The following is an 11970-nucleotide window of genomic DNA, read 5'->3' as shown; positions in this document are numbered from 1 at the left end:
TTTTGCTTGATTTTAAGGGTGCTTTGTGCTATAGTAAATGGTAACTAAATAGTCCTTTAAACCTGTCCCGTGAGGCAGGCAAGGAGCGCGATAAAGTAGAAGGGTGAAGTCTATACTGTTTACAGTAGGGCTCGCTTGGCTATACATTTCAAGTCTCCTTGTAGAAGGAGACTTTTCTTTTTGGAGGTTTGTCATGAAGGCAAAAGAAGTTGTAGACGAATTGACCGTCAAACGCGCGATTACGCGAATTACTTACGAGATTATTGAGCGCAATAAAGATTTGAATAAAATTATCCTAGCTGGGATAAAAACGCGTGGTGTTTTCATCGCTCATCGTATCAAAGAACGCTTGGAGCAGTTGGAAAACATCACTGTTCCTGTTGTGGAATTGGACACCAAGCCTTTCCGTGATGATGTTAAAAGCGGAGAAGATACTTCTTTGATTTCTGTTGATGTGACTGACCGTGAGGTTATCTTGGTGGATGATGTGCTCTATACAGGCCGTACTATCCGTGCTGCGATCGATAATATTGTTGGCCATGGTCGTCCTGCGCGCGTGAGTCTTGCGGTGCTAGTTGACCGTGGACATAGAGAATTGCCTATCCGTCCAGATTACGTTGGGAAAAATATCCCAACCAGTCGTTCTGAAGAAATCATCGTAGAGATGACAGAACTTGATGGCCAAGACAGAGTTCTGATTACTGAAGAAGCTTAGAAAGCTGAAGGAGTAGCCATGTCAGAAAACCAACAAGCATTGAACCATGTGGTTTCTATGGAAGACCTTACAGTTGATCAAGTGATGAAATTGATCAAACGAGGAATCGAGTTTAAAAATGGAGCCCAACTTCCCTACGAGAACAAACCTATCGTGTCTAATCTCTTCTTTGAAGATTCTACACGGACACATAAGTCCTTTGAAGTGGCAGAGATTAAGCTAGGATTGGAGCGACTGGACTTTGATGTGAAGACTAGCTCAGTCAATAAGGGTGAGACATTGTATGATACCATCTTGACCCTATCTGCTCTAGGAGTGGATGTCTGTGTGATTCGCCACCCAGAGGTAGACTATTACAGAGAGTTGATTGTGAGTCCGACGATTACAACTTCTATTATCAATGGTGGGGATGGCTCAGGTCAACATCCTAGCCAGAGCTTGCTTGATTTGATGACTATTTATGAGGAATTTGGCCACTTTGAGGGTCTCAAGGTTGCTATTGCAGGCGACTTGGACCACTCACGCGTTGCCAAATCCAATATGCAAATTTTGAAACGCTTGGGAGCTGAACTGTACTTTGCAGGACCTGAGGAATGGAGAAGTCAAGAGTTTGCGGACTATGGACAGTTTGTAACTATTGATGAGATTGTTGATCAGGTGGATGTTTTGATGTTACTCCGAGTTCAACATGAACGCCATGAAAGTGGAGCCGTTTTTTCAAAAGAAGACTACCATGCTCAACACGGCTTGAACCAAGAACGCTATAATCGCTTAAAAGAAACAGCAATCATTATGCATCCTGCTCCAGTGAATCGAGATGTGGAAATTGCTGACCACTTGGTTGAAGCACCAAAATCACGCATTGTCCAACAAATGACCAACGGTGTCTTTGTTCGAATGGCAATCTTAGAATCCGTACTGGCGAGTAGAAACGCCAACTAAAACACAAGACGTTAAAAGACGCCAGTGAGCGTCCACGAGAGGTGAAAATATGACAAAAAGACTTCTAGTATTAGAAGATGGCACAGTTTTTGAAGGTAAGGCCTTCGGAGCAGATATTGATGTAACAGGCGAAATCGTCTTTAACACAGGGATGACCGGCTACCAAGAATCCATTACAGACCAGTCTTATAATGGACAAATCTTGACCTTTACCTATCCTTTGGTGGGAAATTATGGAATTAACCGTGATGATTACGAATCCATCATTCCAACTTGTAAAGGAGTTGTCGTTTTCGAAGAGGCGCGTCGAGCTAGCAACTGGCGCAACCAAATGACCTTGGACGAATTCTTGAAAGCCAAGAAAATTCCAGGTATCTCAGGGATTGATACGCGTGCCCTTACTAAGATTATCCGTAAGCATGGTACGATGCGTGCAACCTTGACCCATGTTGGAGACAGTATGGACCATGTGACGGACCAGCTCCAAGCAACAGTCTTGCCGACAGACAATATCAAACAGGTTTCCACTAAAACTTCCTATCCAGCTCCTGGAGTTGGTTTGAGCGTGGTCTTAGTAGACTTTGGTCTCAAGCACTCAATCTTACGTGAACTTTCTAAGCGTAACTGTAACGTGACCGTCGTTCCGTATTCAACAACGGCAGAAGAAATTCTCCACCTAAATCCTGATGGAGTTATGTTGTCAAATGGTCCAGGTAACCCAGAAGACGTTCCAGAAGCACTGGACATGATTCGTGGTGTGCAAGGGAAAATTCCAATTTTCGGTATTTGTATGGGACACCAACTTTTTGCCATGGCAAACGGGGCGAAGACCTACAAGATGAAATTTGGTCACCGTGGATTTAACCACGCGGTACGTGAAATTGCAACAGGACGCGTAGACTTTACCAGCCAAAACCACGGTTATGCAGTTAGCCGTGAGGACTTGCCAGAGCATTTGATCATTACCCACGAAGAAATCAATGACAAGTCAGTTGAAGGAGTTCGCCACAGATACCAACCAGGTTTTTCTGTACAATTCCACCCAGACGCAGCTCCTGGTCCACACGACGCAAGCTACCTATTTGATGAATTTATCGAGATGATGGAAGCTTTTAAACAAGCAAACTAAAAACGAGTAAAAGCTCGTCGGAGAATTTATGTAACTGAACACGGACGGAAAGCTCGGAATTTAGAGAAACCAACTTGGATTGTCAATCCTTCCTTGATTTCCTAAAATTTAATCGCTTTCTATTCGTCCTTTGTATCTTATTTAATGTCGCTCTGTGAGGCGACGAATAGAAAGGAGAAGATACATTGTTCGCGGAAGTGAACACGCCCTAAGAACTGTGTGAAAAAGATAAACATCGTCTTGACGCTAAAGGCGTCTGCACCGAGTTTCCTATTTTCACTGTGTTCTTTACGGGCTTTGTATCATAAACTATGCCTAAACGTACTGATATTCAAAAAATTATGGTGATTGGTTCTGGTCCGATTATTATTGGTCAGGCTGCTGAGTTTGACTACGCGGGGACCCAGGCCTGCTTGTCTTTGAAAGAGGAAGGTTATGAGGTTGTCTTGGTGAACTCAAACCCTGCCACCATCATGACGGACAAGGAGATTGCGGATAAGGTCTACATCGAACCGATTACACTTGAGTTTGTGACACGTATTCTCCGTAAGGAACGTCCAGATGCTTTGCTTCCAACTCTTGGAGGTCAGACAGGGCTCAATATGGCCATGGAATTGTCTAAAAATGGCATTCTAGATGAGCTTGGGGTAGAGCTTTTAGGTACTAAATTGTCTGCCATCGACCAAGCAGAGGACCGTGACCTCTTTAAACAATTGATGGAAGAGCTTGAGCAGCCAATTCCAGAATCTGAAATTGTCAACACAGTAGAAGCAGCTGTTGCCTTTGCGGCATCAATCGGCTACCCTGTTATCGTTCGTCCAGCCTTTACCCTTGGTGGTACTGGTGGTGGTATGTGTGCCAACGAGGAAGAATTGCGTGAAATCGCTGAAAATGGGTTGAAACTGTCACCTGTTACCCAATGTTTGATTGAACGTTCAATCGCAGGTTTCAAGGAAATCGAGTACGAAGTGATGCGAGACTCAGCTGATAATGCCCTTGTTGTTTGTAACATGGAAAACTTTGACCCAGTTGGGATTCACACAGGAGACTCCATCGTATTTGCCCCAGCACAAACCATGTCAGACTATGAAAACCAAATGCTTCGTGACGCGAGCTTGAGCATTATCCGCGCTCTCAAGATTGAAGGTGGATGTAACGTTCAGTTGGCACTTGATCCTCATAGCTTTAAGTATTATGTCATCGAAGTAAACCCTCGTGTATCTCGTTCATCCGCCCTTGCTTCTAAGGCGACGGGTTATCCAATCGCTAAATTGGCTGCTAAGATTGCAGTAGGATTGACCTTGGATGAGGTTATTAACCCAGTTACAGGATCAACCTATGCTATGTTTGAACCAGCGCTTGACTATGTTGTTGCTAAGATTCCTCGTTTCCCATTTGACAAGTTTGAAAAAGGTGAACGCCGTCTCGGAACTCAGATGAAAGCGACTGGGGAAGTCATGGCCATTGGTCGTAACATCGAGGAATCTCTTCTAAAAGCCTGTCGTTCACTTGAAATTGGGGTTCACCACAATGAAATGCCTGAACTGGCAACCGTTTCTGATGATGCCTTGATTGAAAAGGTTGTCAAGGCCCAAGATGACCGTCTCTTCTACGTATCAGAAGCTATTCGCCGTGGTTACACACCAGAAGAAATCGCTGAGCTTACGAAAATTGATATCTTTTATCTTGATAAACTCTTGCACATCTTTGAAATTGAGCAAGAATTAGGTGCCCATCCACAAGATCTAGAAGTCTTGAAAACTGCTAAACTTAATGGTTTCTCAGACCGTAAGATTGCGGAACTCTGGAAAACGACAGCTGAGCAAGTTCGTCAACTTCGCTTGGAAAACAAGATTGTCCCAGTTTACAAGATGGTCGATACCTGTGCGGCAGAATTCGACTCTGAAACACCATATTTCTATTCAACCTATGGTTGGGAAAATGAGTCTATCAAGTCTGACAAGGAATCTGTACTTGTCCTAGGTTCAGGTCCAATCCGTATCGGACAAGGGGTTGAGTTTGACTACGCAACCGTTCACTCTGTTAAGGCGATTCAGGCTGCTGGTTATGAAGCGATCATCATGAACTCAAATCCAGAGACCGTTTCTACCGACTTCTCGGTATCAGACAAACTTTACTTTGAACCATTGACATTCGAAGATGTGATGAATGTCATTGATTTGGAGCAACCAAAAGGCGTTATTGTTCAGTTTGGTGGTCAAACAGCTATCAACCTTGCAGAGCCTTTGGCAAAAGCAGGTGTGACCATTCTTGGTACCCAAGTAGCTGACTTGGATCGTGCCGAAGACCGCGACCTCTTCGAGCAAGCCCTCAAAGACTTGGATATTCCACAGCCACCAGGACAAACAGCAACTAATGAAGAAGAAGCGGTGCTTGCTGCTCGCAAGATTGGCTTCCCAGTCCTCGTTCGTCCATCTTATGTCTTGGGTGGACGTGCTATGGAAATCGTCGAAAACGAAGAAGACCTTCGTTCTTACATGCGTACCGCTGTTAAGGCCAGTCCAGACCATCCAGTCCTTGTCGATTCTTACATCGTTGGGCAAGAGTGTGAAGTCGATGCCATCTCAGACGGGGAAAATGTCCTCATTCCTGGTATCATGGAGCATATCGAACGTGCCGGTGTCCACTCAGGTGACTCAATGGCCGTTTATCCTCCACAAACCTTGTCGCAAAAGGTTCAGGAAACCATTGCAGACTACACCAAACGCCTAGCAATTGGTCTTAACTGTCTTGGTATGATGAACATCCAGTTTGTTATCAAGGATGAAAAAGTCTACGTTATTGAGGTTAATCCACGTGCCAGCCGTACAGTTCCATTCCTTTCAAAAGTAACCAATATCCCTATGGCTCAGGTAGCAACTAAGCTCATTCTTGGTCAAAGTTTATCAGAACTTGGTTACCAAGATGGACTTTACCCTGAAAGTACTCGCGTTCATATCAAGGCTCCAGTCTTCTCCTTCACCAAGTTAGCTAAGGTAGATAGCTTACTTGGTCCTGAAATGAAGTCAACAGGGGAAGTCATGGGTTCTGATGCTACTCTAGAAAAAGCTCTCTATAAAGCCTTTGAAGCTTCTTACCTCCATTTGCCAACTTTCGGAAATGTAGTCTTCACCATTGCAGATGATACCAAAGAAGAAGCCTTGGACTTGGCTCGCCGTTTCCAAAATATCGGTTACGGTATCCTCGCGACAGAAGGAACTGCAGCCTTCTTTGCTAGCCATGGATTGCATGCCCAGCCTGTTGGTAAGATTGGTGATGATGAGAAGGATATCCCAAGCTTTGTTCGTAAAGGAAAAATCCAAGCGATCATCAATACTGTCGGAACCAAGCGAACTGCTGACGAAGATGGTGAGCAAATCCGCCGTTCAGCCATTGAACATGGTGTGCCACTCTTTACAGCACTAGACACAGCAAATGCCATGCTTAAGGTGCTAGAAAGTCGTAGTTTTGTCACAGAAGCGATCTAGTTGAGAAAGAATTTTTACAGTTTTAAAGCCAGCGTCAGAAAACGCTGGCTTTTGCAATACTGATATTGCTTCTTTCAACTATCATTTTTTTTATTTGTAATCATTCTAAAATGTGATATAATAAGCGTGAATTGGAAATAGGTAAACTATTTTCATCATTCTTTCAAAAAATATTCTATTAAGAAATATGTAAAGACAGATTAGAAAGTGTAAAATCCCTATGTCCTCTTATAAAAAAGTCTCTCTTTCTGAGATCAATCAATCTATTGAGACTCCAAATAACAATCATTTTTGGCAAAATCTAAAAGCATTCTTAGGACCTGGAGCTCTTGTGGCAGTTGGCTACATGGATCCAGGAAACTGGATCACCAGTGTGGTTGGTGGTGCTTCCTACAAATATAGTCTCTTATTTGTTATTTTGATTTCATCCATCATTGCCATGCAACTACAACAGATGGCTGGAAAGCTCGGTATCGTAACTAAGATGGACCTAGCACAGGCAACTGCACATCATGCTCCCAAGTGGCTTCGTTATAGTTTATGGGTGATTTTAGAATTAGCTTTAATGGCGACCGACTTAGCTGAGGTTCTAGGCTCAGCGATTGCCTTAAATCTTTTATTTAAAATACCAATTATGGTCGCTATCCTCTTAACCGTTTTAGACGTATTTCTTTTGTTGTTGTTGATGAAATTTGGCTTCAAAAAAATTGAAGCCATTGTTACGACCCTTATTTTAACCATATTAGCCATCTTTACCTATCTGGTGGCTTTATCCAATCCAAGTATTCAGGGTATTTTGGGTGGTTATTTACCGACTCCAACATTATTTGAAACACCATTACCAGGTCATGAAAGCCAATTGACTTTGGCTCTAGGAATTGTGGGAGCGACAGTCATGCCCCATAATCTCTATCTTCATTCATCCCTATCCCAAACAAGGAAAATCAATCACAAAGATAAGAAGGATGTTCGAAAAGCCGTTCGTTTTATGACCTGGGATTCAAATCTTCAGTTGTCCCTCGCCTTTATTGTCAATTCCTTACTGCTCATTTTAGGGGCCTCTCTCTTTTTTGGTCATGCATCTGAAATTTCAGCTTTCTCCCAAATGTACAATGCTTTACAGGATTCGACAATAGCAGGAGCTATAGCTAGCTCAACTCTGTCAACTTTATTTGCCCTAGCTCTCTTAGCAAGTGGACAAAATTCGACCATTACAGGTACCTTAACAGGACAGATTGTCATGGAAGGCTTCTTGCATCTGAAATTGCCTCAGTGGATGATCCGTATCGGTACCCGTATTTTTGCATTGCTACCTGTGATTATAGTCGCCGTTTTGTTTGGACATCAAGAAAAAACCTTGGATCAGTTATTGGTCTATTCACAGGTCTTTCTGTCAATCGCTCTTCCGTTTTCAATCTTCCCTTTAATCTATCTGACCTCTAAGAAGTCACTGATGGGAGAATTCACCAATGCCAAGTGGAACACCATCCTAGGTTACGCAGTTTCAATCATCTTGACCATTCTCAATATCAAGCTTCTTTTCGATATTTTTTAAACTCGTTTGAAATCAATTATAGTGTCAGCGTGAAGGTTGACAACATAGAAAGTAGTAGTGATTGGTTCATAAAAAGAAGTACAAAAAAAGAACAGTGGTAACTGTTCTTTTTTATCATTATTTGAGACCGTATTTTTTGTTGAAACGATCCACGCGTCCATCTGCTTGAGTGAACTTTTGACGTCCAGTGTAGAATGGGTGTGAGTCTGATGAAATTTCCACACGGATCAATGGGTAAGTTTCGCCTTCGAACTCAACAGTTTCGTTAGAGCGTTTTGTTGAACCGCTAAGGAATTTGTAACCAGTAGTTGTGTCCATGAAGACAACTGGGCGATATTCTGGATGGATATCTTTTTTCATTTTGCAATATTTCCTTTCTGCCATGGTCTCTTTGCGAGCCATAGATTGTTACCATACTAGTCTATCAGATTCTGATAAGTTTGGCAAGTCTTTTCCCTGATTTTATTAAAAATCTTGATAAAAAATCACTCCAGTGTTTACTGGAGTGAGGGTAGAAGAATGATTAATTCTCTTGATTTGGAGCTTTTTCTTCTTGTTGATTTTTTACTTCTGTTTCTTTTACTGGTTCTGCGTTTTCTTCTGCTGATTTAGCCTCTTTTTCAGTTTCAGTAGGTTCTGTTTCCGTTGATTCTGTTACAGTTTCAGCTTCAGCCTCTGTTTCTGTTGGTTCGGCTACTGGCTCAGCTTCTGTTTTTGTTTCAGATTCAGTAGTTTCTTCTTTTACTGGTTCTGCGTTTTCTGCTACTGATTCAGCCTCCACATTAGCTGGTTCCTTAGCTTCTTCTGTTTGCTCGGTTTCCTCTTTAGCAGTCTCTGTTTTCTCAGCAGTAGTTTCTTCTTTTTTACGTTCTTGAGATTCTTTTTTGATTTCTTCGACTGCAGTTTTAACGGTAGAGCTTGTTACACGTCCGACAGTTTGAGCAAAATCTTTACCAGACTCAGCTAATTCAGTAAATGACTCTTTTGTAATTTTACCACCTGACATTGCCAAGAGACCAGTTACAACAAGTGCAATGCTAGCAAGAATAGCCAAAATCAAACCAAAGCCGATTGAAATGCCATATCCACCAAAGTTAGACATGTACTTATTTACATTAAAGAGACTATTTAGTGTGACGAGAGTTGCAATTGCACCCGCAACAATGACACCAATTGAGAACCCTTTAGACATTGCTTTATTCATATTATTCAAGCATGCAAGAACAATAGACACAATAGCCGCGATAATGACAAACCAACCATCACCTTGGTAACCATTCACGCTATAGGACCCAAAAGAACCTGCATTTAAACTAGCCCATGGCAAGAGTGAACCAAGAATGGCTACTCCAGCAGAAATGAGAATATACAAACGATTTTTTTCCATTATTAAGTCTCCTTTTATTCAGTTTGATTTATTATACCATAAACTGAGGTACAAAGAAACCGTATATTTTAAGAATCTAGCATATAAAAGGCCAAGAAAATTCTTTCTTAGCCTTGGTGAATCTGTAGAGCCTCTTTCAGTTCTTTATATATTTGTTCGTTTTCTTCTAGACTATAGGAATTGGCGCCACTGGCTAATGGATGCCCTCCCCCGTCATGTCGTTTGGCTATCTCATTGATAGGGGTGATTTTACTGCGCATTCGCACACGGAAGTGGCCATCAGCTTGTTCAACAAAGATAGCCCAAGCCTTAACAGTATCAATTCGACCAGGTGCCCCAACAATCGCTGCTGTTTCAGCATCCGTAACCTTATATTTTTCCAAGATGTCTTGAGTAAGCAGAACGCGTGCAGCCCCATTCTCATCAACTTCTAAGTGATCATAAACATACCCTTGCAATTTTGCAATCTTGAAGCTCATGGTATCCATTTGACGAGACAGTCCAGCAAAGTCAAAATCAATTTCTCGGAGCTGGCCAGCTATTCTAAAGGTACGGGCACTAGTTGAAGGGTAGAGAAAACGCCCTGTGTCCCCGACAATTCCTGCATAGAGAAGTCGTGCCGCTTCACTAGACAAAGTTAGCTGATTTTCTTGAGCAAATAATGCAATCATCTCACTGGCGCTGCTTGAACTTGTATCCACCCAAGATAGGTCACCATAGATGTCATCATTTGGATGGTGATCGATTTTGATGGTGAAATTAGCTTGTTCGTAGCGTTTATCATCGATACGAGGACGATTCGCTGTATCACAAATAATAGCAAGAGCTCCGTGGTAGTCACTGTCTTGGACAGTATCCATTTCCGCCATCCAGGTTAGAGTTGGTTCGTTATAACCGACTGCTTTGATGGTCTTTTCTGGAAAATGGTGTGTGAGAAGAGCTTTTAAACCTACCTGACTCCCTAAGGCATCTGGATCTGGTTTCATGTGACGATGAATGATAATGGTATCGTATTCTTTGATTTTCTCTAATATTTGCTGGCAAATTTCCATAAACAACCTCAATTCTTTCTCATTTCATTGTAGCACAAGAATTTTTATTTTTAAAATGAAAAAGATATGATATAATGGAGAAAGATAAATTGAGGAGGACGATATGGCATTAGCAAAAATTGTATTTGCCAGTATGACCGGTAATACCGAGGAAATTGCAGATATTGTAGCAGATAAATTGCGTGACTTGGGCTTGGATGTCGATGTGGATGAATGTACGACTGTTGACGCTTCAGACTTCTTGGAAGCGGATATCGCAATTGTTGCGACTTACACCTACGGAGATGGAGAATTGCCTGATGAGATGATGGACTTCTACGAAGACCTAGCTGATCTCAACTTGAATGGCAAAATCTACGGAGTGGTCGGTTCAGGAGATACCTTCTACGACGAATTCTGTAAGGCTGTTGATGACTTTGATCGCGTTTTTGTAGCGACAGGAGCTGAAAAAGGTTCAGAGTGCATTAAAGTAGACCTTTCTGCCGAAGAAGAAGATATTGAACGCTTGGAACAATTCGCAGAAGAATTGGCTGCAAAAGTAGGATAAGAATCAAACTGCGCTGACTGGAAGAAGTCAGTGCGTTTTTTTATTAATTATTTTGGGATTTTACTAGCCTATTTGGTAGCTTTTTGATACAATAATTCAAATAAAGGAGGAGATGCCATGGATTTAGATATTATTCGGCAAGAAATTGATCAAATCGACGACCAAATCGTTAAGCTCCTAGAAGAACGAATGCATTTGGTTGAGGGAGTAGTTGCCTATAAGAAAGCCTCAGGAAAACCTATTTTAGATACTAAGAGAGAAGAAGTTATTTTTGAGAAAGTCAAAAATCGAGTAGAAGATAAGCGCTATCAGGAGACCATTGTTGCAACTTTTTCAGACATACTCAAACGTTCGCGTGATTATCAGGATCAAAACATTAAATGAAAAAAGAACAATTTTATCCGCTAGGGATTTTTCTAGCTGCAATGGTGGGAGGCCTTGCCCGCTATCTCATTTCCACTTGGTTACCAGCTAGCCCAGACTTTCCTTGGGGGACCCTTCTCGTCAACTATCTGGGAATATTCTGCTTGGTCTATCTGGTAAAAGGCTATCTGGCCTATAAGGGAACCAGCAAAGGCTTGGTTTTGGCGCTGGGGACGGGATTTTGTGGTGGCTTGACAACTTTTTCTAGCCTAATGCTTGATGCAGTAAAACTGCTTGATACCGGGCGTTATTTGAGCTTGGTAATCTACCTAGTATTGAGTATTGGCGGAGGGCTTTTATTTGCTTATTGTCTAGGGAGGAAGAAATGGTAGTATTTTATCTAGCGCTTGCTTGTGGACTGGGTGCCCTTGTCCGTTATTTCTTTTCCCGTTATAATCATGGGTCAGGACTACCACTAGGAACACTCATAGCCAATCTTCTAGGTTGCTTTTTGATTGGATTATGCTACAACCATGTGGAGTCCAAGGAAGTCTATACCATCCTAGCTACAGGATTTTGTGGAGGTTTGACGACTTTTTCAACTTTGAATGAAGAGCTACAGAGACTGCTTAGTGACAAGAAGGTGTTTTACAGCTATTTTCTCTTAACTTACTTAGGAGGTTTAGTAGCGATTTTTTTAGGAATTCTGCTATAAATTTCTTTACTTTTAGGTGGAAATTTGGTAAACTGTATCTTGTGTGTAATGGACATACAAAAATACAGTTTATCCGC

12 protein-coding genes are annotated in these 11970 nt (G+C 42.0%); 9 read left to right on the top strand and 3 right to left on the bottom strand.

Features of this window, described 5'->3' with window-relative positions; all coding sequences use genetic code 11:
• Positions 1-193: 193 nt before the first annotated feature.
• The 5 genes from pyrR (at position 194) to CO686_RS05860 (ending at position 7829) form a co-directional block, all read left to right on the top strand.
• Positions 194-715, top strand: coding sequence for a bifunctional pyr operon transcriptional regulator/uracil phosphoribosyltransferase PyrR (pyrR, locus tag CO686_RS05880; protein ID WP_049485335.1), 522 nt, complete (start codon positions 194-196; stop codon positions 713-715).
• 18 nt (positions 716-733) lie between these two features.
• Positions 734-1657, top strand: a complete 924-nt coding sequence (locus CO686_RS05875; protein WP_049501343.1) for an aspartate carbamoyltransferase catalytic subunit — start codon at positions 734-736, stop codon at positions 1655-1657.
• Between the two features lie 49 nt (positions 1658-1706).
• A complete protein-coding gene (locus CO686_RS05870; protein WP_000166847.1) occupies positions 1707-2786 on the top strand; it encodes a carbamoyl phosphate synthase small subunit in 1080 nt (359 codons plus the stop codon).
• Positions 2787-3097: 311 nt separating this feature from the next.
• A complete protein-coding gene (gene carB, locus CO686_RS05865; RefSeq protein ID WP_049501344.1) occupies positions 3098-6274 on the top strand; it encodes a carbamoyl-phosphate synthase large subunit in 3177 nt (1058 codons plus the stop codon).
• Positions 6275-6494: 220 nt separating this feature from the next.
• Positions 6495-7829, top strand: a complete 1335-nt coding sequence (locus CO686_RS05860) for an Nramp family divalent metal transporter (RefSeq protein ID WP_049501345.1) — start codon at positions 6495-6497, stop codon at positions 7827-7829.
• A 117-nt stretch (positions 7830-7946) separates the two neighbouring features.
• On the opposite strand, the gene CO686_RS05855 is transcribed toward CO686_RS05860, so the two are convergent.
• The 3 genes from CO686_RS05855 to CO686_RS05845 form a co-directional block, all read right to left on the bottom strand.
• A complete protein-coding gene (locus CO686_RS05855) occupies positions 7947-8189 on the bottom strand; it encodes a type B 50S ribosomal protein L31 (RefSeq protein ID WP_000710762.1) in 243 nt (80 codons plus the stop codon).
• A 163-nt stretch (positions 8190-8352) separates the two neighbouring features.
• Entirely contained in the window at positions 8353-9216 is an 864-nt protein-coding gene (locus CO686_RS05850; protein ID WP_049550417.1) for a lantibiotic ABC transporter permease, read from the bottom strand.
• A gap of 107 nt (positions 9217-9323) precedes the next feature.
• Positions 9324-10268 (bottom strand): DHH family phosphoesterase, encoded by a 945-nt coding sequence (locus tag CO686_RS05845; protein WP_096753617.1) that lies wholly within the window; start codon positions 10266-10268, stop codon positions 9324-9326.
• 103 nt (positions 10269-10371) lie between these two features.
• On the opposite strand from CO686_RS05845, the gene CO686_RS05840 reads away from it, so the two are divergent.
• The 4 genes from CO686_RS05840 (at position 10372) to crcB (CO686_RS05825) (ending at position 11893) form a co-directional block, all read left to right on the top strand.
• Entirely contained in the window at positions 10372-10815 is a 444-nt protein-coding gene (locus CO686_RS05840; protein ID WP_070838201.1) for a flavodoxin, read from the top strand.
• A gap of 117 nt (positions 10816-10932) precedes the next feature.
• The gene (locus CO686_RS05835) at positions 10933-11199 is read left to right on the top strand and encodes a chorismate mutase (RefSeq protein ID WP_000362439.1); all 267 of its coding nucleotides are present in this window, start codon (positions 10933-10935) and stop codon (positions 11197-11199) included.
• Positions 11196-11570 carry a fluoride efflux transporter CrcB gene (gene crcB, locus CO686_RS05830; RefSeq protein WP_000712108.1) on the top strand — a complete coding sequence of 125 codons (375 nt, stop codon included), beginning with the start codon at positions 11196-11198 and terminating at the stop codon, positions 11568-11570. Before CO686_RS05835 ends, crcB (CO686_RS05830) begins: the two co-directional genes overlap by 4 nt.
• On the top strand, positions 11564-11893 hold the full coding sequence (crcB, locus tag CO686_RS05825) for a fluoride efflux transporter CrcB (RefSeq protein WP_000260097.1): 330 nt from the start codon (positions 11564-11566) through the stop codon (positions 11891-11893). Before crcB (CO686_RS05830) ends, crcB (CO686_RS05825) begins: the two co-directional genes overlap by 7 nt.
• The last annotated feature ends 77 nt before the right edge of the window (positions 11894-11970 follow it).

This window comes from Streptococcus oralis, assembly GCF_002386345.1.
Classification (GTDB): domain Bacteria; phylum Bacillota; class Bacilli; order Lactobacillales; family Streptococcaceae; genus Streptococcus; species Streptococcus oralis_S.
This window is presented reverse-complemented; position numbering and strand designations above follow the sequence as displayed.

Excerpts from the sequence above, each read along its gene's own strand:
- CO686_RS05870 (WP_000166847.1), top strand. The coding sequence starts at position 1,707 with ATGACAAAAAGACTTCTAGTATTAGAAGATGGCACAGTTTTTGAAGGT.
- CO686_RS05860 (WP_049501345.1), top strand. The coding sequence starts at position 6,495 with ATGTCCTCTTATAAAAAAGTCTCTCTTTCTGAGATCAATCAATCTATT.
- CO686_RS05875 (WP_049501343.1), top strand. The coding sequence starts at position 734 with ATGTCAGAAAACCAACAAGCATTGAACCATGTGGTTTCTATGGAAGAC.
- pyrR (WP_049485335.1), top strand. The coding sequence starts at position 194 with ATGAAGGCAAAAGAAGTTGTAGACGAATTGACCGTCAAACGCGCGATT.
- crcB (WP_000260097.1), top strand. The coding sequence starts at position 11,564 with ATGGTAGTATTTTATCTAGCGCTTGCTTGTGGACTGGGTGCCCTTGTC.
- CO686_RS05840 (WP_070838201.1), top strand. The coding sequence starts at position 10,372 with ATGGCATTAGCAAAAATTGTATTTGCCAGTATGACCGGTAATACCGAG.
- CO686_RS05845 (WP_096753617.1), bottom strand. The coding sequence starts at position 10,268 with ATGGAAATTTGCCAGCAAATATTAGAGAAAATCAAAGAATACGATACC.
- CO686_RS05850 (WP_049550417.1), bottom strand. The coding sequence starts at position 9,216 with ATGGAAAAAAATCGTTTGTATATTCTCATTTCTGCTGGAGTAGCCATT.
- crcB (WP_000712108.1), top strand. The coding sequence starts at position 11,196 with ATGAAAAAAGAACAATTTTATCCGCTAGGGATTTTTCTAGCTGCAATG.
- carB (WP_049501344.1), top strand. The coding sequence starts at position 3,098 with ATGCCTAAACGTACTGATATTCAAAAAATTATGGTGATTGGTTCTGGT.
- CO686_RS05855 (WP_000710762.1), bottom strand. The coding sequence starts at position 8,189 with ATGAAAAAAGATATCCATCCAGAATATCGCCCAGTTGTCTTCATGGAC.
- CO686_RS05835 (WP_000362439.1), top strand. The coding sequence starts at position 10,933 with ATGGATTTAGATATTATTCGGCAAGAAATTGATCAAATCGACGACCAA.